Origin of the sequence: Leclercia sp. M-A074-M, assembly GCF_965195605.1 — a bacterium.
Lineage (GTDB): Bacteria > Pseudomonadota > Gammaproteobacteria > Enterobacterales > Enterobacteriaceae > Enterobacter.
This window is the reverse complement of record NZ_CBDAHM010000007.1, coordinates 21540-47899: the sequence shown is the minus strand read 5'-3', so window position 1 is coordinate 47899 and position 26360 is coordinate 21540. Positions and strand designations below refer to the sequence as shown.

Genomic DNA, 26360 nt, shown 5'->3' with positions numbered 1-26360 from the left:
ATAATAAAGTTAGCGGTAACAAGGATTTTAACATTATTGCCATGTTAGCGCTAACTTTGCGATACAGATCACGGTAAGCCGCGAAGTCATTCCACTATAGTAAGTTCACTTTCAACGCTATCGGGGTATTTATGATTACAACCTGGCTACCTGTAGAAAATATCCAGATCGTGGATTCAGTCAGCGACTGGAAACAGGCCATTAGGTTATCGGCTCAGCCCTTATTAGCGAAAGAGACGATTACCGAAGAATATGTTGAAGCCATTTTTAAGAGCCATCAGGAGCTGGGTCCTTATTATGTATTAGCTCCCGGCCTGGCGATGCCACATGCTCGCCCGGAGCAAGGGGCGATTAAAAACGGACTGTCGCTTTTACATATTAAACAAGGGGTTTCTTTTAACGCCGACGAGAATGACCCTATTTATGTTGTGATTATGTTGTGTGCACTTTCAGGAGATGAGCATATCAATATGATTACCGCCCTGGCGGAGATTTTTAGCAATGATGAACGACTCTCAGCACTGCTGAAAGCATCAACATTGGAAACAATTCAAACTGTTATCAACGGATAAAGAGGTGAAGATGAAAAAGGTTCTGATTGTTTGCGGTAACGGTTTAGGCAGCAGTTTTATCGTCGAAATGAACGTAAAAAAAATAATTAAAGAGCTGAATAAAGAAGCAGAGGTTTCTCATACCGATCTGACTTCGGCAAAAAGTGAAACTGCCGATATTATTCTTAGCGCTAAGGATATTGCCGAACATCTTTCCAGCCATTCTGCCCAGGTCTTTGGCTTATCTAACCTGCTGGATAACAATAAAATCAAAGAAATTCTTTCCGAAAATCTCTGATTAATTATTTGCGGCCTTACGGAGTTATTCTATGCTGCAGTTTATTATTCATGATGTGTTGGGCACACCAGCAATCCTGGTCGGTCTCTTTTCCCTGATCGGCTTATTATTGCAGAAAAAAGCTTTTTCCGATGTTATTTCCGGAACCCTCAAAACCATTATGGGTTTTGTGATATTAACATCCGGAGCGGCGATTATCGCCACGACATTAACGACCTTTAGCCAGCTGTTTGAGCACTCATTCCATATTCAGGGAGTAGTGCCCAATACGGATGCTATGGCGGCGCTGGCGCAGAAAAACTACGGTACCGCAACGGCAATGATCATGGTCCTGGGGATGTTGTTTAACATTGTCCTGGCCCGTATTACACCGCTGAAGTACATCTTCCTGACGGGACACCACACGCTCTATATGTCGGCGATGCTGGCCGTTATCCTCTCAGTCGGCGGTCTGTCACCCCTGTGGGTGGTGCTGGTGGGAGCGGTGATCCTCGGCATCATGATGGTGGTCTCGCCGGCCATTCTGCAGCCGTTCACACGCAAAATAACTGGTACTGATGACCTGGCACTGGGCCACTTTGGTTCAACTGGCTATCTGCTGTCGGCCCTGGTGGGAAAAGCGATCGGTAAGGGCAGCCCGTCGATTGAAGAGCTGAAGGTACCGAAATCACTGAACTTCCTGCGTGACTCCTCGGTCGCCATCTCGCTGACGATGATGATCCTGTTCGTGATTCTGGTGCTGGTAGCAGGCAAAGAGTTTGTCGAAACCAGTATCAGCGGTGGTCAGAACTTTATCATCTTCGCCATTATCCAGTCGCTGACCTTCGCGGCAGGCGTGTGGATCATCCTGGCGGGCGTGCGCATGATTATTGCCGAAATTGTTCCGGCCTTTAAAGGCATCGCCGACAAACTGGTGAAAGACGCCAAACCGGCTCTCGACTGCCCTACCGTCTTTCCATTCGCTCCAAACGCGGTGATCGTCGGATTCCTGTCAAGCTTTGCCGCCGGTCTGGTGAGTATGTTCCTGTGCCCACTCTTTGGTTTAAGCGTCATCGTTCCTGGCCTGGTGCCGCACTTCTTCTGCGGCGCGACGGCGGGCGTTTACGGCAACATCTGCGGAGGTCGCCGCGGCGCGGTGGTGGGTGCATTTGCTCACGGTCTGCTGATTTCATTTTTGCCGGCAATTTTGCTGCCTCTGATGGGCGACCTTGGCTTTGCATCCACCACCTTTGGCGATGCGGACTTCGGGGTGGTTGGCATCATTCTTGGGCATGTCGTATCACTGTTTAACTAATTGATTCTTTTGGAGGTAAGTATGGCGGCTAAATTTTCGCCCTCGTTAATGTGTATGGATTTAACGCAATTCAGAGAACAAATTACGGCAATGAACGGGCGGGCGGATTTTTATCACGTTGATATTATGGATGGCAGCTATGTGAAAAATATTACGCTATCACCGTTCTTTATCGAAAACCTGAAGAAAATCACCGATGTGCCAATCGATGTGCACCTTATGGTGAACCACCCGGAAGATATTATTCCGATGTGTATTGATGCAGGGGCCGATATTATCAGCTTCCATCCGGAGACGGCGAATAACAAAATATTCCGTCTGCTGAACCAGATTAAAGATGCGGGCCGTCGCTGTGGCGTGGTGTTGAACCCGGCTACCCCGGCTGATGCCATTAAAGAGTACGCGCATCTGCTGGACAAAGTGACCGTCATGTCGGTTGACCCAGGCTACGCCGGGCAGAAATTTATTCCGGAATCACTCAACAAAATCAGAGAATTGATTGCGATGCGTGAAGCGCATGGTTACCACTATCTGACCGAGATTGACGGCTCCTGCAACGAGAAAACCTTTAATGTAATTGCTCAGTCCGGTGTTGACGTCTTTATTGTCGGGACCTCTGGCCTGTTCTCCCTGGCGGATAATGTGAGTGATGCCTGGGATAAAATGGTCGATATTTACCAGCGCGAAGTCGCTGCCTGAAAATTGCAGTGCGCTCAGCCGTATTAAGCCATCGCGCAGGGTAAAGGTCTATTTAACCGGTCTGTCTCTTTATCCGCGCTCCTGATTAGTACGGTTGAGGGCGCTGTACCTTTTAGCGCGTAGTTGCCAAAGCAAGAAGCATTTTGTATCCCCACTTATATCAATGCTTTTTTATTATCGAAGGTGAATTATGGATATTTCGGAAGTTCTTAACGTCAAAAATATCAAGTTAAGCATGAGTGCGAGAAGTAAGGAAGATGCCATTGAAGAATTAACGGATTTACTGGTGCAGGATGGCGCGGTCATTAATAAAGATGAATTTATTCGGGATGTCTGGCTGCGAGAGGAGCAGGGATCAACGGGATTCGAAAATCATATTGCGATCCCGCACGGTAAATCCTCGGCTGTCGCCCATACGGCATTGGCTATTGGGCGTACCCAACACGACATTCCCTGGGAAACGATGGATGGGAGCGATGTCCACTGTATTATTTTATTTGCTGTTCGTCTGGCAGATCAGAATACAACTCACATCCGTTTATTATCACATGTCTCAGGCTCATTAGCCGACGAGGATATTATCGCTAAGTTGCTGGTAGAAACTAATCCTCAGAAGCTCATTGAGCTATTAAATTCAGAAGCTGAAGACCAGACCGTTTAATTCCGGAAATTATTACCTCTGCCATTATCTGATAAGTTTGAACATCTCAAAGCAAATTATGGAGAATACCCATGAATATCGTTGGAATTACAGCCTGTACTGTAGGTATTGCACATACATACATTGCGCAGAAGAAAATTGAAACAGCAGCAAAAAAAGCAGGTCACAATGTCAAAATTGAAACGCAAGGCACTATTGGTATCGAGAACGCCTTAACCGCTGAAGAAATTGCACAGGCCGATATTGTTCTGCTGGCCGCTGATGTAAAGGTATCTGGAGAAGAACGGTTCGCCGGAAAGCGAGTAGTTAAAGTTCCAACAGAAATGGCGGTTAAATCTCCTAATAAGCTTATTGAAAAGCTCAGTGAATTAGTGAATTCATAACTTTTACCTGTGCGTATCCTATAAATTAAAGGGCGTAATTTATGAATATAAAAGAAATATGGAAAGCAGCCAACCCTAAAGGTCATCTGCTTACTGCTATCTCGTTCTTAATTCCCATTGTCTGTGGTGCTGGATTTATTATTGCCATCGGCATGGGCCTGGGGGGTACGGTTCAGGACGCGTTAGTGCCGGGCCAGTTTGATCTGTGGCAGGCCTTAGCAACGATGGGCGCAAAGGCCCTTGGACTTTTGCCCGTCGTTATCGCTATCGGGATTTCCGGCTCGATCGCTGGCAAACCCGGTATTGCGCCGGGTTTTATTGTGGGCCTGGCGGCTAATGCTATTGGTGCAGGTTTCATCGGCGGCATGATCGGCGGCTACATTTCCGGCTATATTGCGCTTGCCATCATTAAAAATGTGAAGGTACCTGGCTGGGCTCGTGGCTTAATGCCTACACTGATTGTGCCATTTTTTGCCTCTATCATCAGCGCCCTGATCATGGTCTACATCATCGGTACGCCTATCGGTATTTTTACCGATGCGCTTACCTCTTTCCTGAGAAGTATGGGTACCTCTTCCAATTTAGTCTTAGGGGCTGTGATTGGCGCGTTGTGTATTGTTGATTTCGGCGGGCCGATCAATAAAACCTGCTTCGCATTCGTCTTAACGCTTCAGGCGCAGGGCATAAATGAACCCATTACTGCACTTCAGCTAGTGAATACGGCAACCCCTATCGGCCTGGGGCTGGCATTTTTTATCGCCAAACTTCTGCGCAAAAACATCTATAACAACGAAGAGATCGAGATGTTGAAATCGGCGGTGCCGATGGGAGTGGTGAATATCGTCGAAGGCTCTATACCTATCGTGATGAACGATATCATTCGTGGTATCACCGCTGCGGCAATCGGTGGCGCCTGTGGTGGTGCCGTTACCATGGTATATGGTGCTGACGCAACCGTACCTTTCGGCGGCGTGTTGATGATTCCAACCATGTCACACCCCATGGCGGGTATTATGGCGTTACTGGTGAATATCGTTGTCACGGCTACTGTCTATGCCGTCATCAAAAAGGATGTTCCTCGCGACGTGGTTATAAACCACGATGATGAAGAGGAAGATATTAATCTGGATGACATCAAAATAAGCTAAGCCTGGACGTAAAAACACGCAGGGTAGATTGGCAACATTCTATGTTTCGCTGGGCGGTATCCAGGCTACTGGTGCTGCCCGAACACCTTCTCAGGCTTATGTAAACGGTGCAGGCTAAAAATTATGCAAAGAATATGTTCTGTTGATAATACTTGGGACTTACATTCCTGACTGGTGAATATCAGAGGTAACGCGTTGACTTAGATGGTGCCGATAATAGGAGTCGAACCTACGACCTTCGCAGACTCTAATGAATTATCTACAAAGCCTAGCTAACCGATTGATTAAACTTAGTTAATTAGACTTTTCACCAGCAACAAAAGGTATATATCAACCCTGAAACTGCCCCGACAAAATATCAGGGGTTTACATGACTTACAAGCGTGACAGATATCTGATTCTCGACCATTGCGGGGTTTACATGGTGCGAATCGTTATACCGTCCTACATGAAGCCTTACTTCAACGGTAAGCGCTACTACATGAAATCCACAGCCACCAAAGATATCAGGCAAGCAAGGCTTTTCAGGGATGCTGTAGCGGTAGAGTTCATCAAGCTAAGGGAACAGCTTAAGCCAAAACAAAACGGCTCAAAGGTTGAGCAGATAATCAATGAACTACGTGGTATCAGCAACTTTGCAAAGGAATCACCAGTGAATTACGGGGCTAATATTGAGCGCTGTCCTACACTGATACAAATACGTGACCTTTATTTGCTGAAATATAGCGATAAACGCAAACTAACAACGCTTTCAAAGATAACTAAAGCCGTTGAGTTAATTCTTTCTCACATTAAACAGCGTGATTCACAGCTTCAGGACATTAACAGAACGGTAGTAACCGGATGGCTTGACCAATTGAAAAAAGAGAAAGCAACTCAAACGCTACAAAACTATATAAGCGCACTGGCTCAACTATTCGATTTTGCAAAGAATCGTTATCACGATGCACCTAAAGATAATCCCTTTAGAGGGCACAGGTTAGAGGCCAAAAGTTCACATGATAGTTATGAACCTTTCCTTACTTCTGAGTTAAGCAAAGTCTTTAGGTTACTCAATGAGGAAATGAAACAGGTTACCTTAATTGGCCTTTATTCAGGGATGAGATTGAATGAAATTTGTAGCCTTACCACTGATGATATTGTTACCGAGGAAAACGTAAGGTGTTTACGCATCTCAAAAGGCAAAACAAAGAATGCAGCCCGATTAGTTCCCGTTCATCCTTCAATTAACGGACTTATTGACACGCTGATTCAAAACCATACTGATAAGTTTCTTTTCAGACATGCAGCGTTAACAGACAGGGCTGATGGTAAGCGCTCTACATGGCATACACAGCAATTCACCAGAGCAAAGAGAAAGGCTTTAGGCGAGAAGGAAACGGAGAGGAAAGTCTTTCACTCATTGCGTGGTATGTTCATCACTGAGCTTGACCGCCTCAAAGTGCCTGAAGACCGGATAGCGCTTCTTGTAGGTCATGAGAGGGGGAGTACAGAGTCTTTCAAGACTTACAGTCAAGGGGCTTCACTCAAAGAGCTTGCTCAGTACGTGGAACAGGTCAATTTTGACGGTATAGCTTGACGGCTTGACGTTTTCATTTTTCAAAAGTGCATAAATAGTCGATGAGTGATTGATTATCCTAGTTTTCGCCACAACAAGGCGCATAAAAATACAGTAATTTTCAGTTAAAGGGATGTGGTGTTAATTTGTCACCATCCCTTTAGCACCAATAGCTGGCAAGGTATGTCTGTTAAATCAGATGTACAGAGGGCTTTCAGAAAAAAAACAGTAATCAATTAATTTGTTAAAAATGGTGGAGAGATATAATCCCCACCAGAATGATTATTTTTTCTTTGTGAAATTCTCATCACATTTTGCTAAAAATAGTAGGTTAGATGCTGTCAGGTGTAATGTATAGCTAGCCAGATGCTCTGGTACATTCGTCACCTCATCCCCCTGGCCGTGACCACCCTCTTTATTTCTGATAGTTGGCACACCACTTTCGAGTAAAATCCTCAGTGATGAAAACTGATTTTGCATGTAGTCAGGAACAAGCCCATTTGAAAGGCAACTGGAAATTAGTTTCTTTGCTGTATCAGTACTTCCATATTCCCATGAGCGTTTTTTATGGATGGCCTTCATAAGGCTTTCAAACGACTTCAGGCAATCATTAAGACATTCTTTGAATCTTTGATGCCTGTAGTGCTCGTGTGCAGAGAGGAACTCGTCATTAGCTCCTTCGAATGCTTTAGAACGCCCTAAAATCTGAAGGGTAGGTTTAACCGCATCGGAGTGAATGAATTGAGAGTCAACTCTCACCAATTCTCCTGATTCGAACTGAAACCCAATGCCTGATTCTTTAAATCTGATATTTAGCTCTTCTATCGCAGAGTCGGATTTTTGTTCATGTCCGTGAAAACGCCAGTGATTCTCTCTGACATATCCATCAATTGCTTTGAAACTTAATTCAATCACATCAAGGCATTTTTCAATATCTTTTTCATTCAGAAAGAAATCATATACAGCTTCGAAGTTACTGTTTGGGTATTCCCTTAATTTAAAAACACCATATTCGCGGCATAGCGTGTCATTTATCGCTTTGTAAATGCCACCCGGCTCACTCCCCCTTCCGTAGTCCTCACCAATTGTCTCCTTGACGATATGAATAACCTGCACACGAAAATTGTTAGGTAGGTTCGTGTACTGATACACATCAGGAACCTCTCCTCTCAATCTTTTTTGTCTTTTCGAAAACAAATCAAAAATAGCCAAGTTGTTACCTCTTAGCGCAGTATGGTTAGGTGACGAATGTTTACTTCCGGTCTGATTATATCATAACCCATGCCGTTACTACGCCGCCAACCATGCAAAGCAATCTCATTAGAGTCTACCCCACAGAGATAGATTGAAAGGTTGGCTGAAAGTATCATTTAGAGGTTGATGTTATCCTTATGAGACTGTATCATTGAAATCAATTAAACGAGACTCAGGGAATCACATCATGATTTATGGTTATGCAAGAGTATCAACCAAAGAGCAAAACTTAGACCGTCAGTTAGCTGCTCTTGAGCCTATATGTGATGTGGTTAAAGTTGAGAAGGTTTCCGGTAAAGATTTGAACCGTCCAGAGCTTCAGAAGCTGTTTGAGTTCATCCAGTCTGGTGACACGCTCATTTGCAAAAGTATTGACCGTCTGGCAAGGAACACGAAAGATTTGCTTGAAGTTGTTGATTCACTAATTGGTAAGGGTGTAATTGTTAAGTTTCTGGACAACTCAATGAGCTTTGACAATACACCAGCTTCCCGATTGATTCTAACCATGATGGGTGCTGTAGCAGAGTTTGAGAGGGGCATCATTGCTGCTCGCCGTGATGAAGGTATCGCTATTGCTAAAGACGCAGGAAAGTACAAAGGCAAGCAAGCTAATCAGGCTCTTCATAGTAAGGTAGTAAAGTACCTTGAAGCGGGAACTTATTCACCTGATGAGATAGCAAAGCTATGTGAATGCGGTAGAGCTACAGTGTTCAGAATCAAGAAAGAGTGGAAAGCAGCAGCTTAAACAGTTAGCGCCCTGCATCTTAGCGGGGCTTTTTTATATCTGGCGTTTATCAGGATCCCTGTAACGTATTCTAAGCTGTTTTTATATTAGTCTGTGGGTTAGGGTTGCCATCATTAAATAATCGCTTAGAACGCTGTACAAGCTCAGATATGTTCATTTTTTGCTATTGGTATGGAATAGCTGGAAAGTCCATCACTAAGCAGAGGTATTCAGGCTATTCAAAGTCTTCAAAGGTGCGGTAGATATGCTGAAGGTTTCCTGTGAGGTCGAAATAAAAAGGGGGGGTGAAGATTTTTTAGAAAAAAATATTTCCAGTAAACTCACCCGCCAGCGATTAACGCTTGATGGGAAGGAACCCTTTTCACCGTGATGGATTATCTATGGCTTAACAGATGGGAAGGTCTGAAAAGTTGCAATTCACAATATTGCTGTAGGGTGAGGTGACTCAACAATTTGGGGTTGTTTAGTATTCACTCTTATTGTGAATGTCTGCCATTTGATAAATCTCTTTAGATATGGCTGGACTAGTTGAACTCTCAGGCTATCCCGACTCAACGGGGGCTTAAGCAACGACACCAGATATTCCCACAACTCAAAGAGAACTCATCTCTAACAGTTTGATTATTATATCAAACGCAATGGTTTGATGCAATTGTAACCTGAGATTTTTAGCGGTCTCTGAGGGATTGTTAGGGGCTGTGAAGGGGAAATGTAGATTGAGTATTAACAGCGCTTCAGAATTACATACAGGGATTCTGATAGGCTATCTGAAAAGATTACAAGGCGAAAGCAAGAAGCATGACAACGCGAAGTCATGCGAAAGTTGAAAGGATAATTCCTTGATTGGTGATTCGGGAATTTAACTTTCTGTTAAGTGTTATTGATATTCTTTGTAAGTGAATCAATCAAATTTTCATGGCTTTTTGCGTTAGCCATGTTTATTGAAGTGAAACAAAAAGACTCAATCAGTTAACTTAACAGATAACTCTATTTATATCATATTTTCATCAATTTTTCTTAACAAAAAGTGCTAAATATGCNTTTNCGCCATNNCNCCCACCCCACCAATAATAACCATTCATCAATTTCNGTAATAACAAAATACCACTGGACAAAAACACAGTTCCGTATGATAATAATACAATAATGCTCATTTATCAAAATCGGTCAACAGGGTCTTAGATAGATGAGAATAGCTGGAAGGTCACTTTCTCAGGTTTTATCTTGGGGGTGACCTTTCCTGTTTCAGGAGTATTAATATGAATGAAGAAGTACTTTACTATCGTAGCGGAAAAAACACATCAATTCTACATGCAGTATAAGAGCCTTTCCGAATTAACAGGAATTACACCTCCCTCTGATTACACTCCGCCTCGTATGATGACTAAAACCAGACGGTACGAAATCATTAAGGCTATCTGTCAGAAACTTAAACCCCTTGACAGAATTTAACATTATGTTAACATTTGTGTATTGGATTGATTTCCCGACAAATTAATGGCTTTCCTGTGGCATCCCTTCCTCGGGGACAGGTTAGCCACCCCCCTTACACATTCCAGATGACACTACACGGGTTACGTAAAAAGACGGCCTGTGTGGTGTATTTTTGTATCTGAATTTCACGAGAGCGTTAATAATGACAACCTTGAATAAAGCCGTATCAATTAACCACCCCATCGCAAGTATTAACCATCTGCTACCTTTTGAACAACGTCAGCATATTGAGAAGCTCTATTTCCCAAAGGTTCAACAGGCCACTGACAAGATGTCTAAAGCAGAAATGGAGTATCAGGATGCTGTAGAATCTCGTTCAGTGTTGATTAATCAGAAAGCTGCTGAATATCTGGCTAATCCTTCAGAACGTCACGGATTCATTGTGAAGCAGGTTTATCCAACTAACCAGCAACAAGTGATTCAAAGCATGGCTGAACAAGGTTATATGGTTCACCGTGTAGGAATGGGCTTAATCTATTTCATCTCAACTAAAAAGAATGCCCTGAAAGATGCAACTGATAAGGCAACCGCTGAAGCTGAATCAACCATTGAAAAAATGATTGAACGGCTACGGGTAAAAGCCTCTGAAGCTGTCCACCAGCGAAACAAGATTGTAATTGAAGCCCGGAAAGCCCTTGATTCAATTAAGCCATTCGAAAGCTATTTAAACGTTATTGTAACTGACTCTAAAGAGGTGTCCGAATGAGTATTCCAATGAAAGTTCTATCAAAGCGTGGTAGTTATAATCATCTTACTGACTCAATGGAATTCAAATATTTCAACGGTCAAGCAGAAATCAGTGAATCAACTTATAAGCTACTTGCTTCAGGTAATAAACCAACTGTGAAGCCAGCCAAAGCAGTCACCACGTATAAGGTCAAGCCTAAGCCGCCAACAATTGAACAGCAAAGAGATGCAGCCCTGAAAGAGGCAATCAGGAAAATGACAGGAGGGCTGTAAATGAATCAACTCTTCAATGCTTATGGTCAGAAAGTAAGTTGTAATCTTCTGATGACGCTGCATCCATCGCTTATCACAAAGCTGGAAAAGCTTTCTGAACAGATTGGTCAAGGTGTGGTATCAGAAGACCAGCGTTTAACACTGGCAATCGGTGAGATGCTCAGGAGGTTTGAATGACGCTTTATCCGTGTAATCCTCTGAAGTCTCAAGGGGATGCAATTCCGTTAACTCAAAATCTCGCCCTGAATATTCCTGTCCTAATGCTACAGAAGCTGGACAGAGTAGGTTATGAACTTGCGGGACGTTACAAATTGGGCGGATTATCAGAGCAGCGCTTGAGATTGCTGGCATTGGCTCACCTGATTGAATCGGCATGAGTGATTTCAAGACAATAGCAGCCATTTAGCGCCGTGATGGGACACCATAACAAGCGCCTTATGCGCATCTTTCAGTTAACCGTTCTCTTATCGAGTACCGTTCGTTTATGGCACGGTGAACACCACGAGAGAGCCAGCCCCTTTCCCGGACTGGTTAGGATTCCCATCATTTGCTCGTTTATCCGTGGCGTGTCATCACGACAGGCTGTTACGGGACACCGCGCTAAGTGTGGAACGGTTAAAAGTGTTGGGATTGATTAGAGACGCTGGCAACGTCATAGGCTTCGAGTTGAGCTTGTACCTGTTCGAGCTGTACAACTACAGGCCGTTACAGTTAACATTCCCAATTGCCATATCAACCATAACGGCAGTTATGAGGGATGATTTACCGATTCTTATAGATGAATAAAAGGCAGATTTTTAAGTCTAACTTATTGATTTATAAGGATTTTAATGTGATGGTGCCGATAATAGGAGTCGAACCTACGACCTTCGCATTACGAATGCGCTGCTCTACCAACTGAGCTATATCGGCTTTCAGGAGAGGTACTGCGGTGTAAAAGGGTAAGAAAAAGAGCCCACCTCGTCAACCCCTCCTCTTTTAGTCGTTGATTTTTACACCAACTCGCGCAAAAACCATGCAGAAAAAAGGGCTATTTTCGCCTTTCTTCACATTTTGTGGTTATTTGCCTGCATCGGCGATGCCATCTTACCCCATTTCCCAACAGGATCGGCTATCTTCAGTTTTCATTTTGGCATCAAGCCCCGCCAGAACAGGTCGATAACAATTCTAATCGGAACACAGAAATGCCTGAGAGAGTGGGTACATAATGAATAAATTTTTTGTCACCGATGACATAGCTGGCACGGACCTTGAGCCAAAAAGAACCGCCAGCTTTATCAAACGCGCCCTGCTGCTGATGGTCTCTCTGCTAATGGTGCTGTTTATTATCGCCATCATCGCGCTGCTGACGATTGTGCGAAATATCAATGAAGACAGCGATAAGCACAGCGCCATGCTGCTGCAAAAGGCCATTCATAACCGTGTCGATACCCTCGCGACCCACATTAAAGACTATGCCTGGTGGGGAGAAGCCTACCAGCACCTGCATCCGAAGGTGGATATCGACTGGGCCTATACCCGCCAGAATATGGGCGCGACCCTCTGGCGCGATTTTGAGTACGAAGGGGTCTTCGTGCTGGATGTCAACGGGCAGACCCGTTATAGCGTCATCAACGGCAAGCTGGTGACACGCTCTCTGCAAGCCTGGCTGGGCGACGATCCCATGCCCGACCTGATTCAGAAAATAAGCAAACCGGACGCCGTCCCCGTATCTAACACGGTGGTACTGAAGGGAGGTCATCCGGCACTGGTAGCAGCAGCCAACATCACTACGGGCGATGACTCAAGCATTACAGCTGCCCCCGGCCCAGCCTCGGTGCTGGTGTTTGTGGACGTGCTGGATGAGCGTAAACTCGCCGCGCTGGGTGAAGAGTATGGTATCGCCCAGACTCGCGTGCAGCATACGGGCACCTCAACGCTGGCAGGACGACGCGGGGTAGCCACCCTTCCCGTTGATGGTCAGCAGGTTACGTTCGAATGGAAAAGCGAAAATCCGGGTCGGGAGCTGCTGCGCTATATCCTGCCGCTGCTGATCCTGCTGGCGCTGTGCACCGCTATTCCCGGCGTGATGCTGGGGCGTAACGCGCTGAAAAAGGCGCGCATGTATGATGAAAATACCTGGCTGCTGGCGCAGAACCGTCTGGCGCTCACCGCCAGCGAACGGCGTTTTCGTGACGTTGCCGAGGCGACCACGGACTGGATCTGGGAGACGGACACCGAGCTGCGTTTTACCTGGCTTTCGGAGCGTTTTCCCGGGATCACCGGGCACAGCATATCGGCCTGGATTGGCCGTCCGCTCAGCGAGCTGATGGAGGCCGAAAACCAGTCGCTGGCGGAGTGGATCACCCTTCCCGGCCAGACGGGTCATCGCCGCTTGCTGCACTGCCGTTATCTTTCGGCGATGGGCCACCAGCGCTACTGCCATATTGCGATTAAACCGGTTATCGCGCCGGAGGGGATCACCGGCTACCGTGGCACCGCCACGGATGTCACTCTTGAAGTGGAGGCCCAGGCGCGCGTGGAGTATCTCTCCCGGCACGACGATCTCACCGGGCTGCCCAACCGGGTGCGGATGCGCGAGTTCCTTGAGGGCAAGCTGCGGGCGCAGCCTACGCAGATGCATCCGCTGGCGATGCTCAGCCTCGATCTCGATAAGTTCAAACCGGTCAACGATCTGTTTGGTCACAGTGCCGGCGATAGCGTACTGCATGAAGTTTCGACCAGGCTACGAGACTGTATCCGCGATTACGATCTGGTGGCGCGCCAGGGCGGGGACGAATTTATCCTGATTATCTCCGACATTCATGACAGGAAGTACGTTGATACCCTGTGCGAACGTATCATTGCCGAACTTACGCGCCCCTTCCTGATCAACGGGAATGAGATCGTAATCGGTGCCAGTATCGGCGTGGCTATCGCTCCGCATGATGGGGTCGACGCGAGCGAGCTCCTGCGCTTCTCAGACATCGCCTTGTACAAAGCCAAAAGCACCGGCCGTAACAAGTGGGTATTTTATACGCCTGAAATGGCTGAACAGATGGTGCAGCGTCGCGAGATGGAAGAGAGCCTGCGCGACGGGATTAAAAAAGAGCAGTTCCATCTGGTCTATCAGCCGCGCTATGGTCATGACTCCTCGCGCATTATCGCCGTGGAGGCGCTGGTTCGCTGGGATCACCCTGAGCTCGGCCTGATCATGCCGGATCAGTTTATCTCCCTGGCCGAAGAGACCGGGCTGATCGTTCCGCTGAGCGACTGGGTGCTGAAAACCGCCTGTCGGGACGCGCAGCAGTCGCTGCACGGCCTCTCCGTGTCGGTGAATATCTCTGCCGTCGAGTTCCAGTCCTGGCAGGTCGTGGAGCGCATCAAAGAGGCGCTAGAGATATCGCAGTTAGATCCATCCCGGCTGGAGATTGAAATCACCGAAAACGCCACCCTGTGGAATCCTGAAAACAGTCTCGAAATCATGCTGGCGCTCAAGAAACTGGGCGTGAAGCTGCTGATGGACGACTTCGGCACCGGCTACTCCTCCCTGAGCTACCTGCGCAATTTCCCGTTCGATGGCATCAAGCTGGATAAATCGTTTATCGACGGTATGCCAGAGAGCGACAGCGCCAATACCATCGTCGAAAATATTATCGGCCTGGGTAAAGCGTTCTCGCTGAGTATTACGGCTGAAGGCGTAGAGAACGAAGGACAACTGCAAAAACTGATGATGATGGAGTGCGATGAAACCCAGGGCTATTACATCAGCAGGCCGCTCAGCCTGACAGCGCTAAAACAGCAAATCGCCGTGCTGGACCTGGCGGCGCAGAATCGGGCAGGTCTCAACACCAGAGCGAGCGCGGGCAACCGCTGAGGCTGCCCACGCAGGCAATCAGGCGCGAATGGTATCGTCGCCGAAGCCAATCCATTTGTAGGTGGTGAGCGCTTCAAGACCCATCGGGCCGCGGGCATGTAGCTTCTGGGTGCTGACCGCCACTTCTGCGCCCAGACCAAACTGGCCGCCGTCGGTGAAGCGGGTGGAGGCGTTGACGTAAACCGCAGATGAGTCCACCTCGTTGATAAAGCGACCGGCATTGCTCAGGGTGCGGGTGAGGATCGCATCTGAATGCTGGGTGCCGTGTTCACGAATGTGCGCGATAGCATCGTCGAGATCGGCCACCACCTTCACGTTCAGATCCAGCGACAGAAACTCGTCGTCGTACTGCTCCGCTTTCACCGGCTCAACCTTCGCCGGGCCGTTCTGCAGCTGCGTCAGCGCGTTGGCATCGGCATGCAGAGTCACGCCGCTTTCCGCCATCTGCTTGCTCAGTGCCGGCAGGAAGGTCCCGGCGATGCCCTGGTGTACCAGCAGCGTCTCCACCGTGTTACAGGTGCTTGGGCGCTGGGTTTTGGCGTTGACGATGATCTTCAGGGCCGGTTCGAGCTCGGCAGTGTCATCTACAAAAATATGGCACACGCCGATACCACCGGTGATCACCGGGATCGTCGACTGCTCGCGGCACAGCTTATGTAAGCCTGCGCCACCGCGTGGGATCAGCATGTCGATATATTTGTCCATGCGCAGCATCTCGTTGACCAGGGCACGATCCGGGCTTTCAATCGCCTGTACCGCACCAGCTGGCAGGCCGCACTCTTCCAGCGCCTGCTGGATCACCTTTACCGTGGCGGCGTTGGTGCGCCAGGTCTCTTTTCCACCACGCAGGATGGCGGCATTGCCGGTTTTCAGGCACAGCGAGGCGACATCAACGGTGACGTTCGGGCGGGCTTCGTAGATCACGCCAATCACCCCCAGCGGCACGCGGCGACGTTCGATGCGCAGGCCGCTGTCCAGCAGTCCGCCGTCAATCACCTGCCCTACCGGATCGGCCAGACTGCATACCTGACGCACATCGTCAGCAATGCTTTTCAGACGCGCGGGGTTTAATGCCAGGCGATCGAGCATCGCCTCGCTCAGACCGTTGCGGCGGGCTTCCAGCAGATCCTGCTCGTTAGCGAGCAAAATCTCGTGGGACTGGGCTTCCAGATAGTCAGCGATTTTTTCCAGCACGCGGTTTTTCTCGCGGCTGGAAAGGAGCGCCAGTTTGTACGAGGCGGCTTTGGCAGCGGCGCCCATTTGTTCCAGCATGTCCTGCTCCTTAACGGGTGATCATATCGTCGCGATGGACAGCAACCGGGCCGTACTCATAGCCGAGAATGGCATCGATCTGCTGTGAATGGTGGCCTGCAATGCGGCGCAGCGCATCGCTGTTGTAGCGGGAGACGCCGTGGGCAATGTCGCGCCCTTCCAGATTACAGATACGAATCACTTCACCACGGGAGAAGTTACCTGTCACGTTTTTAATTCCTTTTGGAAGCAATGAACTGCCTCTTTCCAGAATAGCGGCGGTGGCGCCCTCATCCACGGTGAGCTGTCCAGCGGGTGGCGCGCCGAAGATCCAGCGTTTGCGATTTTCCAGCGGGGTCGCTTCGGCATGGAAACGAGTGCCCACCGAGATGCCTTCCATGACATCGCCGATAACCCCCGGACGGCTGCCCGCGGCGATGATGGTGTCGATCCCGGCGCGGCAGGCCACATCGGCGGCCTGCAGTTTGGTCCCCATGCCGCCGGTGCCGAGGCCAGAGACGCTATCGCCCGCGATGGCGCGCAACGCATCGTCGATACCTTTTACATCGGTGATAAGTTCAGCCTGCGGGTTGGTACGCGGATCGGCGGTGAAGAGACCTTGCTGGTCGGTCAGCAGCAGCAGCTTGTCTGCGCCCGCCAGAATGGCGGCCAGCGCCGAAAGGTTATCGTTATCGCCGACTTTGATTTCTGCGGTGGCGACCGCGTCGTTTTCGTTAATGACCGGAACGATGTTGTTATCCAGCAGCGCGCGCAGGGTGTCGCGGGCGTTCAGGAAACGCTCCCGGTCTTCCATATCGGCGCGGGTCAACAGCATCTGTCCGACATGGATGCCATAGATGGAGAACAGCTGTTCCCAGAGCTGAATCAGACGGCTTTGCCCCACCGCCGCCAGCAGCTGCTTGGAGGCAATAGTGGCCGGAAGTTCGGGGTAGCCCAGGTGTTCACGCCCGGCAGCAATCGCCCCGGAGGTGACAATCACAATACGGTGCCCTGCGGCGTGCAACTGCGCGCACTGGCGCACCAGCTCAACAATATGGGCGCGATTAAGGCGGCGCGATCCGCCTGTTAACACACTGGTACCGAGTTTTACCACCAGCGTCTGGCTGTCACTCATAGTTCTCTGCCGTTCAACAATAAGGGAAATGATATTAATCAGACTTTTTATCAGGACTGGGGTCCGTTGCCAACCGCCATAACGCAGAGGCAACCACTTTGTTGCGCGGGATCAGGAAGCGTAGCGGCAGAATTTGACGGTTTTATTACTGAAACAGAAAAATACAATTATTTAAAATTATTCTGAGATTGTCATAAAACGTTCATTACAGAACGTTAAAACCCTTCCTGTTTTTTCACGGAACAAAAGCATGAGCTTACTGTTCAGCGAATATTAGCGCGTATATAAAACCAGGATTGAAAATGAAAAAGAGTACTCTGGCATTAGTGGTAATGGGCGTTGTTGCTTCCGCATCTGTACAGGCAGCCGAAGTGTTTAATAAAAACGGCAATAAACTGGACGTTTACGGAAAAGTGAAAGCGATGCGTTATATCAGCGATGATGATGCCAAAGATGGTGACCAGACTTATGTGCGTTTCGGCTTTAAGGGCGAAACCCAGATTAACGATCAGCTCACCGGTTATGGCCGCTGGGAAGCTGAGTTCTCCGGCAATAAAGCTGAAAGCGACTCTTCACAGAAAACCCGTCTGGCCTTTGCCGGTATTAAGCTGAAGGATTTCGGCTCATTCGATTACGGTCGTAACCTCGGTGCGCTGTATGACGTTGAAGCCTGGACCGATATGTTCCCGGAATTCGGCGGTGACTCTTCTGCGCAGACCGACAACTTCATGACCAAGCGCTCCAGCGGCCTGGCAACTTACCGTAATAGTGACTTCTTCGGCGCCATCGATGGCCTGGATCTGACGCTGCAATATCAGGGTAAAAACGAAGGCCGCGAAGCTAAAAAACAGAACGGCGACGGCTTTGGTACCGCTCTGACCTATGATTTCGGCGGCAGCGACTTCGCCATCAGCGGCGCCTACACCAACTCTGACCGAACCAATGCCCAGAACCTGCTGGCGCGCGGCGAAGGTAAAAAAGCCGAAGCCTGGGGTACCGGCCTGAAATATGACGCCAACAACATTTATCTGGCAACCATGTACACCGAAACGCGTAATATGACGCCAATCTCCGGTGGCTTTGCCAATAAGGCGCAAAACTTCGAAGCCGTTGCGCAATATCAGTTTGACTTTGGTCTGCGTCCATCCCTGGGTTATGTCCAGTCAAAAGGCAAGGATATTGAAGGCATCGGTGATGAAGATATCGTGAAATATATCGACGTCGGCGCGACCTACTATTTCAACAAAAATATGTCCGCGTTTGTTGATTATAAAATCAACCAGATTGATGACAACAATAAACTGGGTGTGAGCAGCGATGACATCGTTGCGCTGGGTATGACCTACCAGTTCTGATTTATGCCGATAAAAAACCCGGCTAAGCGCCGGGTTTTTTTATTGTTTTTTTGATGCCGGGCTTATGCTGTCAGCTTCACCGGTTCATTGGTGAAATCATCAGCAGGCTCGAGTTTCAGATCGAACGTTGCCAGCAGCGTACGGGCTTTTTCGTGGAATTCACGCAAGGTATGCTCAAGGCGCTGGATCACTTCGGGATCCTTAATGGCCATCTCCTGCCAGTGACCCTCTTTATTGAACAGGCCAAACTGATAGTTGTAGGTGAAGCGTGACGCTTCTGCTTCCATTTCCATCCACCATCCCCAGAATTCGCGCTTCTCCGGCGCTGGCTTTACGTTAACGCAAACTGCCAGGCAATCGAAAAAGAAGCGATTCTCTTCGCACTGCTCTTCGCGGATGTAGGGGCCAAGAGCCATAAACTTCTTGATCATCCTACTTTTCGGATGTCCACTCGGTAACGTCATTGCGATCTCCTTTTGTGAAGCCACTGTTTTACCAAACCCAAAAAAATTAGCAATCTCTTAACTCAATCTCTGATGGATCCAGCGCGTGATCTGCTGCAGTGCTTTGTCAAAATTCTCATACACCGGGCTGAACGGCACCTCCAGCAGCTTGCCATCCACAGATGACGAGGTGATTAAGCGGGACTCCTCTTCCGGGCTGAAGGGATCGTTTTTCCAGAAACCAGAGAGCATTGGCGTAGGGCAACGACGCCCCAGCAGCCCCTGCATTTTCAAAGAGTAGCGGTTGAGCTCTACGCGCAGCGCCTCGTCCGAGGCATCGTGCATACCCAGCCGGCTGGCCAGCACATCAAGGTACATTTCCGGCACGCTGCTCTGGCGGGCAGGTTCGCTTAACAGGGCGTGAACCACCGGCCCCAGACAGGCCACCGCCTTCAGACGTGAAGATTCGAGATAAGCCAGACGGACAGCGACATTGGCGCCAAAGCGGAAACCAAACGCCGCTACGCGGGTGTGATCCACCCACGGGTTTTGCTCCAGCGCTCTCAGCGCATGCTGGTGGAGCAAGCTGGAATCCTGGGTCAGTTTCCATTTTGACGAAAAGCCAATAGAGGGCATGTCGAGGGTCAGCATCGCCAGCCCTTTCGGCGCCAGGTAGCGCTCATACAGGCTGTAGTAATCGGTCTGCAGGGAGTCGAGGCCGCCGCACATCATCACCGTCGGGAAGGGGCCGTCGCCCGCGGGCATATGGAGGAAGCCGGTGACCGCCGGGCCGCCGGGGATGGTAAAGCTGATTTCCCGCATCCGGCCAGGCAGGTGCTGGGCCGCCTCCTGGTAGGCGCGGTTTGCCAGCGCCTGGGCCTGCTCTGCCAGCTCGTCGCCTTTCAGGTGCGGGTAAGCCGCAATGCTGTAGAGGTTAGAGGCGTGCAGCCAGTGCTGGCCGCTTAACAGAGGATCCTCCTCCTGACTGGCCTTCTGCTGCCAGATCATCGCCTGTTTTGCCCATTCATAGATCCAGTTGCCGCCGCGATAGCCCACCACCGTGTCGTACAGTTCACCGTCGGTGCGCTCGGCCTGGCTCATGACAATACGCGCCTGCACGTCGAGAATTTCGCGGGGATCGACACCACGCCAGATCCACATCAGGCGGTTAACCATGCGATACCAGTGCGGGATATTTTTGCCATCGAGCGCGGACTGCACTGACGGCTGTGTACTGCCGTTAAAACGACGAACCAGCGTCGACGTTTCCGGGTGCTTGAACTTGGGCTTGAAGAGAATTTCGCTGAGATTCGCCTGGGACATTGCGCGCTGCCTCTATAGATACGTCAGAGAGGGTCATTGTAACGCGCCAGTGGCGAAAAAATAACGCCCGGCATCACCGGGCGTTAAAAAATATGGATTAGCGACCAGAAATAGGTGGGACGAATACAACACCCATATCCCATGGCTGCTCGATCCAGGTATCCTGTGGGATATCAATGACATAATCGTCAACCAGCGGCTTGCCGGCCGGTTTCGCGAAGATAGTGACGAAATGCGCTTTTGGATACATTTCGCGGATAGCCACTGCCGTACCGCCGGTATCAACCAGATCGTCAATCACGATGAAACCTTCACCATCGCCTTCAGCGCGTTTCAGCACTTTCAGCTCACGCTGGTTGTCATGGTCGTAGCTGGAGATGCACACGGTATCGACATGACGAATACCCAGCTCACGTGCCAGCAGTGCCCCTGGTACCAGGCCGCCGCGGCTGACAGCGATGATGCCTTTCCACTGTTCGGATGGCATCAGGCGCGCAGCCAGTTTACGTGCATGAATCTGCAACATGTCCCAGGTGACGATGTATTTTTCGCTCATGTGAATTGTCCCAGCCTGTGTTTATACGGCTTAAAAAGTGTTCGAGGGGGAAAATGGTTGCGCGAGATTATAGAGATCTGAAGCACTAAAAACCAGTGCTAAGCGGTTACAGCGGGAGTTTTTACTTGCTTACCCCTACCAGCCGACAGAGAAAGTGGTATTCTCAAACCCACCTCGCAAGTCTGACTTGTGGTAACTCTAAACCTGCTAACCCCGTGACCTGCAAGATTGTCTGCAGGAGATCGACAAGGAGACTTACTGTGTCTGAACTGTCTCAACTATCGCCACAGCCGCTGTGGGATATTTTTGCCAAAATTTGCTCCATTCCTCACCCGTCCTATCACGAAGAACAGCTTGCCGAACACATCATGGGCTGGGCGAAGGAAAAAGGGCTGCACGCCGAACGCGACCAGGTTGGCAACATTCTGATCCGTAAACCCGCCACCGCAGGCATGGAAAACCGTAAACCGGTTGTGCTGCAGGCGCACCTGGACATGGTGCCACAGAAGAACAACGACACCGTTCACGACTTCACCAAAGATCCGATTCAGCCGTACATCGACGGCGAGTGGGTTAAAGCCCGCGGCACCACCCTGGGTGCGGATAACGGCATCGGTATGGCCTCTGCGCTGGCGGTGCTGGCCGACGATAGCGTTGAGCATGGTCCGCTGGAAGTGCTGCTGACCATGACCGAAGAAGCCGGTATGGATGGCGCGTTTGGTCTGCAACCGAACTGGCTGCAGGCGGATATTCTGATCAATACCGACTCCGAAGAGGAAGGCGAAATCTATATGGGTTGCGCAGGCGGTATCGATTTTATCTCCACGCTGCCACTGACCCGTGAAGCGATCCCGGCAGGGTTCCAGACCTTTAAGCTGACGCTGAAAGGTCTGAAAGGCGGCCACTCCGGCGGTGACATTCACTTAGGGTTAGGCAACGCCAACAAACTGCTGGCCCGTTTCCTGGCCGGTCATGCTGCCGAGCTGGATCTGCGTCTGGTGGATTTCAATGGCGGTACGCTGCGTAACGCTATCCCGCGTGAAGCGTTCGCGACCGTGGCGGTTGCCGCAGACAAAGCCGATGCGCTGAAAAAGCTCTCCTCCGTTTATCTGGATATCCTGAAAAACGAACTGGACGCCAAAGAGAAGAACCTGACCGTGGTTCTGGAAGCGAGCACCAGCGATAAAGCGGCGCTGACTGAACAGTCCCGCGACCGCTTTGTTCAGCTGCTGAACGCCACGCCAAACGGCGTGATCCGCAACTCTGACGTGGCGAAAGGCGTGGTGGAAACCTCTCTGAACGTCGGCGTGGTGACCATGGCTGACGACAGCGCAGAGATCATCTGCCTGATCCGCTCCCTGATCGACAGCGGGAAAGATTACGTGGTGAGCATGCTGGAATCTCTGGGCAAACTCTCTGGCGCGCAGACCGTCGCCAAGGGCAGCTACCCGGGCTGGCAGCCAGATGCGAGCTCGCCGGTGATGGCGCTGGTGCGTGAAACCTATCAGCGTCTGTTCAACAGCACGCCGAACATTCAGGTGATCCACGCTGGTCTGGAGTGCGGTCTGTTCAAAAAACCGTACCCGGATATGGATATGGTGTCTATCGGGCCAACCATTACCGGTCCGCACTCGCCGGATGAGCAGGTTCATATTGAAAGCGTGGGCCATTACTGGACCCTGCTGACGGAACTGCTGAAAGCGATCCCGGCGAAGTAATCAGCCGACTGTTGCCCCGCGGCACTGCGTTTGCCGGGCCTACAAGGTCAACATCGTTTGTCATTTGTAGGCCCGGTAAGCAAAGCGCCACCGGGCAGTAGTTTGTAGGCCCGGTAAGCGTGAGCGCCACCGGGCTTTTTTACAGCCCCAGCACCAGCTGCCGCTCAAGCTGCGGATCCAGCAGCGTGACATGTAATCCCACCAGCCGCACCCCGCGCCCTGCCCGACGCTCTTCCCAGGTTTTCTTCGCGGTGGCGATCAGATCTTCCTTGTTAAGCCGCGGCCAGACGTGCTCCTGCGTAGTTTGCTGAAAGTCGTTGAACTTCAGTTTTACCCCCTGCCGGGCAATCAGCAGATCCGGTTTGACCTTCGCCAGCCGCCGTTCCAGTTCCGGATAAAGCTGTTCGACAATAATGGTTTCACAGGCTGCCCACTCGTGGATATCCTCAGCCAGGGTCCGTTCCACACCGACCGATTTACGCAGCCGCTCGCTGTTAACGTTGCGCTCGTCAATGCCCTGGCTTCGCTCCCAGAGCACCCGGCCAAACTTACCAAAGCGCTTAAGTAACATGCCCAGATCGCTGTTCTGCACATCCTCGCAGGTGCGCAGTCCCATCTTCTCCAACTTTGCCGCAGAGACTTTACCCACGCCGGGGATCTTGCTGAGCGGCAACGTTTTGATAAATGCCGGGACCTCGTCGGGGGTGATCACATACTGACCGTTGGGCTTATTGAGATCCGAGGCAATTTTGGCGAGAAATTTAACCGGGGCGACGCCCGCCGAGGCGGTGAGCTGCAGCTCATTGAAAATCGTCTGGCGGATCTCCTGCGCCATCAGCGTGGCGGAGCCGTGACAGTGCAGGCTGTCGGTGACATCCAGATAGGCTTCATCCAGCGACAGCGGTTCAATCAGGGAGGTGTAGCGGGAAAAGATGTCGCGGATATGGCTGGAGGCTTCTTTGTAGGCATCGAAACGCCCCGGCAGTAAGGTGAGATGCGGGCAGAGTTTTAACGCCATGGCGGTTGGCATGGCGCTGCGCACCCCGAACTTACGCGCCGGATAGTTAGCGGTACTGATCACGCCACGCCGCTCGCGACTGCCGCCAATGGCAATGGGGATATCCCGCAGCGCCGAGTTATCCCGCATCTCCACCGCAGCAAAAAAACAGTCCATATCGACATGGATGATTTTGCGCATCGTCTTCACCACACCTGTAATTACATCCAGTATAACAAAGTACAAAAAATGCGTCAGCAGTTTTACTGTCTCACTTCTGTCATTAAATCGTGGTACAAGATAGAGCAGATAAACGCTTTAAATTCATCAAGTTAATGCATTTAAAATGGAAATTTATTCATGAAAAAGATGATTATCGCTTCACTGCTGATCGCCTCAAACGCCTGGGCTGACCCGCAAATTATTGCTCACCGCGGCGGAACCGCCGATGCGCCGGAGAATACGCTGCCTGCCATTGCCCTGGCGCTGGAAAATCATGCTCAGGCTATCTGGATAACCGTGCAGCTCAGCCGTGACGGCGTTCCCGTTCTGTATCGTCCCAGCGATTTGAGTGCGTTAACCCCCGCTCAGGGAAAAGTGTCCCAGTACACCCAGGCAGAGCTGGCGACATTTAACGCAGGTGCGAAATGGAAAGAGAGCGTTACCGGCGCCACTATTCCAACGCTGAAAGCCGTGCTTGAACGCTGGCCTGAGACCCGCTTCTATATTGATATCAAATCCCCGGATGCTGATGCAGTCGGGATGGGCAAGCAGCTGCTGACCGTGCTGAAAGAGACCAACAGCCTGAACCGCGTGCGCGTGTACTCTACCGAAGATCGCTATCTGGATGCGCTGCCCGCAGAAATACCGCGTTTTGTCACCCGCAGTGAAACGCGTACCCGGCTGGCAAATATCTCGCTGAACCACGTGTGCCAGGCACCAGCAAAGACAATGGACGCATACTGGTACGGGCTGGAGCTGAACCGCAAGGTCGAGGTGGTGGAGAAGTTTACCCTGGGCGAGGGGATCTCTCCGGCAACCCTGACATGGGACAAAGAGGCGATGGACTGTTTCCGCTCGCAGGGTAATGGTCACATTATCCTGCTGGGGGTAAATTCCGCGGAGGATTACCAGAAAGCAAAAGCGCTGGGGGCCGATGGGGTGATGGTCGATTCCCCAGCCCAGGCGCGGGAGTGGCTTAAGTAAAAAAACAGGCCGCTTGATGCGGCCTGTTTATTTCAGAGGATCCGGTTTTGCTGGCGCTGCGCCTCACGCGCCATACGCTTTTTACGCGCATCGCACGGCTCAGGGCAATCGCAAACTTTCTCCATCCCCAGGGAAGAGATGCCACCACAGCTGCCCTGAATGCTTTTGCGCTTAATCAGCCAGCCGAGGGACATGCCGAAGATCACCAGCACAAAAACGGCAAAGGTCAGCACGAAGGTCATCATCATCAGCCTCCAAAATCATCCAGCATGATGTTCTCATCTTCCACGCCCAGATCCTGCAGCATTTTAATGACTGCGGCGTTCATCATCGGCGGACCACACATATAGAACTCACAGTCTTCCGGCGCGGCATGGTGCTTCAGATAGTTTTCATACAGGACGTTATGAATAAAGCCGGTATAGCCGGTCCAGTTGTCTTCCGGCTGCGGATCGGAAAGCGCAATGTGGAAGGTAAAGTTCGGGTTGTCCCGCGCAAGCTGTTCAAACTCATCCTGATAGAACATTTCGCGCAGCGAACGGGCACCATACCAGAAGCTGATTTTACGCTTACTGCCGAGGCGCTTAAGCTGGTCAAAAATGTGCGAGCGCATCGGCGCCATGCCGGCGCCCCCGCCGATAAAGACCATTTCGGCGTCGGTATCTTTAGCAAAGAACTCACCAAATGGACCGGAGATAGTAACTTTATCTCCCGCTTTCAGCGACCAGATATAAGAAGACATGATCCCCGGCGGTGCGTCCGGCACGTTTGGTGGCGGCGTGGCAATACGCACGTTGAGCATGATAATGCCCTTCTCTTCCGGGTAGTTAGCCATTGAATAGGCGCGCAGCGTCGGCTCTTTTACCTCAGAGACAAAACGGAACAGGTTGAATTTATCCCAGTCACCGCGGTACTTCTCAGGCACATCAAAATCTTTATACGCGACAGTATGTTCCGGGCATTCAATTTGAATGTATCCGCCCGCACGGAACGGCACGTCTTCCCCGTCGGGAACCCGCAGCTTCAGCTCTTTAATGAAGGTGGCTTTGTTATCGTTGGAGATAACTTCACACTGCCACTTCTTAATGCCGAAGATCTCCTCCGGCAGTTCGATCTTCATGTTCTGGCGAACCGCCACCTGGCAAGCCAGACGACAGCCCTCTTTCGCCTCGCGCTTGCTGATGTGCGACAGCTCCGTTGGCAGAATATCGCCGCCACCCTCTTTGACGGTCACGCGGCATTGTCCGCACGAGCCACCGCCACCGCAGGCAGAGGAGATAAAAATGCCATTGCCAGAGAGGGTGTTCAGCAGCTTGTCGCCCGCAGGCGTCAGGATCTGCTTATCTGCCTCATCGTTTATCTCAATGATCACATCGCCGGAATTGACCAGCTTTGAGCGCGCCACCAGAATCAGCCCCGAGAGCACCAGCACGATCAGCGTGAACATCACTACGCCAAGAATAATTTCCATAGAT

General features: G+C 50.3%; 26 protein-coding genes and 1 tRNA gene. 17 read left to right on the top strand and 10 right to left on the bottom strand.

Annotated elements, in window-relative coordinates; translation table 11 throughout:
- Positions 1–131 precede the first annotated feature (131 nt).
- The 8 genes from ACOKCT_RS15035 (at position 132) to ACOKCT_RS15000 (ending at position 6613) form a co-directional block, all read left to right on the top strand.
- Entirely contained in the window at positions 132–572 is a 441-nt protein-coding gene (locus ACOKCT_RS15035) for a PTS sugar transporter subunit IIA (RefSeq protein ID WP_103178397.1), read from the top strand.
- A 10-nt stretch (positions 573–582) separates the two neighbouring features.
- A complete protein-coding gene (locus ACOKCT_RS15030; RefSeq protein WP_103178396.1) occupies positions 583–849 on the top strand; it encodes a PTS sugar transporter subunit IIB in 267 nt (88 codons plus the stop codon).
- Between the two features lie 31 nt (positions 850–880).
- Positions 881–2143 carry a PTS ascorbate transporter subunit IIC gene (locus ACOKCT_RS15025; RefSeq protein WP_103178395.1) on the top strand — a complete coding sequence of 421 codons (1263 nt, stop codon included), beginning with the start codon at positions 881–883 and terminating at the stop codon, positions 2141–2143.
- Positions 2144–2164: 21 nt separating this feature from the next.
- Entirely contained in the window at positions 2165–2842 is a 678-nt protein-coding gene (alsE, locus tag ACOKCT_RS15020; protein ID WP_103178394.1) for a D-allulose 6-phosphate 3-epimerase, read from the top strand.
- 190 nt (positions 2843–3032) lie between these two features.
- The gene (locus ACOKCT_RS15015) at positions 3033–3503 is read left to right on the top strand and encodes a PTS sugar transporter subunit IIA (RefSeq protein ID WP_156653958.1); all 471 of its coding nucleotides are present in this window, start codon (positions 3033–3035) and stop codon (positions 3501–3503) included.
- Positions 3504–3574: 71 nt separating this feature from the next.
- A complete protein-coding gene (locus tag ACOKCT_RS15010) occupies positions 3575–3886 on the top strand; it encodes a PTS fructose transporter subunit IIB (RefSeq protein ID WP_103178392.1) in 312 nt (103 codons plus the stop codon).
- A 41-nt stretch (positions 3887–3927) separates the two neighbouring features.
- Entirely contained in the window at positions 3928–5034 is a 1107-nt protein-coding gene (locus ACOKCT_RS15005) for a PTS fructose transporter subunit IIC (protein ID WP_103178391.1), read from the top strand.
- Positions 5035–5404: 370 nt separating this feature from the next.
- The gene (locus ACOKCT_RS15000) at positions 5405–6613 is read left to right on the top strand and encodes a tyrosine-type recombinase/integrase (protein WP_059306657.1); all 1209 of its coding nucleotides are present in this window, start codon (positions 5405–5407) and stop codon (positions 6611–6613) included.
- Positions 6614–6874: 261 nt separating this feature from the next.
- Here ACOKCT_RS15000 and ACOKCT_RS14995 read toward each other — a convergent pair whose 3' ends face one another.
- Complete coding sequence (locus ACOKCT_RS14995) at positions 6875–7804, bottom strand: STM4504/CBY_0614 family protein (RefSeq protein WP_059306656.1); 930 nt, start codon at positions 7802–7804, stop codon at positions 6875–6877.
- Between the two features lie 229 nt (positions 7805–8033).
- Between ACOKCT_RS14995 and ACOKCT_RS14990 the strand changes: the two genes are divergently transcribed.
- From ACOKCT_RS14990 to ACOKCT_RS14970, 5 genes are all read left to right on the top strand, one after another.
- Complete coding sequence (locus ACOKCT_RS14990; protein WP_059306655.1) at positions 8034–8591, top strand: recombinase family protein; 558 nt, start codon at positions 8034–8036, stop codon at positions 8589–8591.
- 1636 nt (positions 8592–10227) lie between these two features.
- The gene (locus ACOKCT_RS14985; protein ID WP_059306654.1) at positions 10228–10791 is read left to right on the top strand and encodes a hypothetical protein; all 564 of its coding nucleotides are present in this window, start codon (positions 10228–10230) and stop codon (positions 10789–10791) included.
- The gene (locus tag ACOKCT_RS14980) at positions 10788–11045 is read left to right on the top strand and encodes a hypothetical protein (protein ID WP_420193616.1); all 258 of its coding nucleotides are present in this window, start codon (positions 10788–10790) and stop codon (positions 11043–11045) included. The genes ACOKCT_RS14985 and ACOKCT_RS14980 overlap by 4 nt, the downstream gene beginning before the upstream one ends.
- On the top strand, positions 11046–11222 hold the full coding sequence (locus ACOKCT_RS14975) for a hypothetical protein (RefSeq protein WP_186767870.1): 177 nt from the start codon (positions 11046–11048) through the stop codon (positions 11220–11222).
- Positions 11219–11422, top strand: a complete 204-nt coding sequence (locus ACOKCT_RS14970; RefSeq protein WP_059306652.1) for a hypothetical protein — start codon at positions 11219–11221, stop codon at positions 11420–11422. Before ACOKCT_RS14975 ends, ACOKCT_RS14970 begins: the two co-directional genes overlap by 4 nt.
- 459 nt (positions 11423–11881) lie before the next feature.
- Here ACOKCT_RS14970 and ACOKCT_RS14965 read toward each other — a convergent pair.
- Positions 11882–11957 (bottom strand) — tRNA-Thr (locus ACOKCT_RS14965).
- Positions 11958–12252: 295 nt separating this feature from the next.
- Here ACOKCT_RS14965 and ACOKCT_RS14960 point away from each other — a divergent pair.
- Positions 12253–14901: an EAL domain-containing protein gene (locus ACOKCT_RS14960; RefSeq protein WP_290554660.1), complete on the top strand. Its 2649-nt coding sequence runs from the start codon at positions 12253–12255 to the stop codon at positions 14899–14901.
- A gap of 18 nt (positions 14902–14919) precedes the next feature.
- On the opposite strand, the gene proA is transcribed toward ACOKCT_RS14960, so the two are convergent.
- A complete protein-coding gene (proA, locus tag ACOKCT_RS14955; RefSeq protein WP_420193615.1) occupies positions 14920–16173 on the bottom strand; it encodes a glutamate-5-semialdehyde dehydrogenase in 1254 nt (417 codons plus the stop codon).
- A 10-nt stretch (positions 16174–16183) separates the two neighbouring features.
- A complete protein-coding gene (gene proB, locus ACOKCT_RS14950; RefSeq protein ID WP_156653957.1) occupies positions 16184–17287 on the bottom strand; it encodes a glutamate 5-kinase in 1104 nt (367 codons plus the stop codon).
- 302 nt (positions 17288–17589) lie between these two features.
- Here proB and phoE point away from each other — a divergent pair, with 302 nt between their 5' ends.
- Positions 17590–18642 (top strand): phosphoporin PhoE, encoded by a 1053-nt coding sequence (gene phoE, locus ACOKCT_RS14945; protein ID WP_156653956.1) that lies wholly within the window; start codon positions 17590–17592, stop codon positions 18640–18642.
- Positions 18643–18704: 62 nt separating this feature from the next.
- Here phoE and crl read toward each other — a convergent pair whose 3' ends face one another.
- From crl to gpt, 3 genes are all read right to left on the bottom strand, one after another.
- Complete coding sequence (crl, locus tag ACOKCT_RS14940) at positions 18705–19106, bottom strand: sigma factor-binding protein Crl (RefSeq protein ID WP_103178387.1); 402 nt, start codon at positions 19104–19106, stop codon at positions 18705–18707.
- A gap of 57 nt (positions 19107–19163) precedes the next feature.
- A complete protein-coding gene (frsA, locus tag ACOKCT_RS14935; RefSeq protein WP_103178386.1) occupies positions 19164–20408 on the bottom strand; it encodes an esterase FrsA in 1245 nt (414 codons plus the stop codon).
- A 97-nt stretch (positions 20409–20505) separates the two neighbouring features.
- The gene (gene gpt / locus ACOKCT_RS14930) at positions 20506–20964 is read right to left on the bottom strand and encodes a xanthine phosphoribosyltransferase (RefSeq protein WP_032616685.1); all 459 of its coding nucleotides are present in this window, start codon (positions 20962–20964) and stop codon (positions 20506–20508) included.
- Positions 20965–21224: 260 nt separating this feature from the next.
- Here gpt and pepD point away from each other — a divergent pair, with 260 nt between their 5' ends.
- Complete coding sequence (gene pepD, locus ACOKCT_RS14925; RefSeq protein ID WP_156653955.1) at positions 21225–22682, top strand: cytosol nonspecific dipeptidase; 1458 nt, start codon at positions 21225–21227, stop codon at positions 22680–22682.
- A gap of 139 nt (positions 22683–22821) precedes the next feature.
- Here the strand turns inward: pepD and dinB are convergent, their stop codons facing one another.
- The gene (dinB, locus tag ACOKCT_RS14920) at positions 22822–23880 is read right to left on the bottom strand and encodes a DNA polymerase IV (protein WP_420193614.1); all 1059 of its coding nucleotides are present in this window, start codon (positions 23878–23880) and stop codon (positions 22822–22824) included.
- A 159-nt stretch (positions 23881–24039) separates the two neighbouring features.
- Between dinB and ACOKCT_RS14915 the strand changes: the two genes are divergently transcribed.
- Positions 24040–24885, top strand: a complete 846-nt coding sequence (locus ACOKCT_RS14915; protein ID WP_159339675.1) for a glycerophosphodiester phosphodiesterase family protein — start codon at positions 24040–24042, stop codon at positions 24883–24885.
- 32 nt (positions 24886–24917) lie between these two features.
- Here the strand turns inward: ACOKCT_RS14915 and nqrM are convergent, their stop codons facing one another.
- Positions 24918–25133: a (Na+)-NQR maturation NqrM gene (gene nqrM, locus ACOKCT_RS14910; protein ID WP_168192001.1), complete on the bottom strand. Its 216-nt coding sequence runs from the start codon at positions 25131–25133 to the stop codon at positions 24918–24920.
- Positions 25133–26356: an NADH:ubiquinone reductase (Na(+)-transporting) subunit F gene (gene nqrF, locus ACOKCT_RS14905; RefSeq protein WP_103178381.1), complete on the bottom strand. Its 1224-nt coding sequence runs from the start codon at positions 26354–26356 to the stop codon at positions 25133–25135. Before nqrF ends, nqrM begins: the two co-directional genes overlap by 1 nt.
- Positions 26357–26360: the final 4 nt, after the last annotated feature.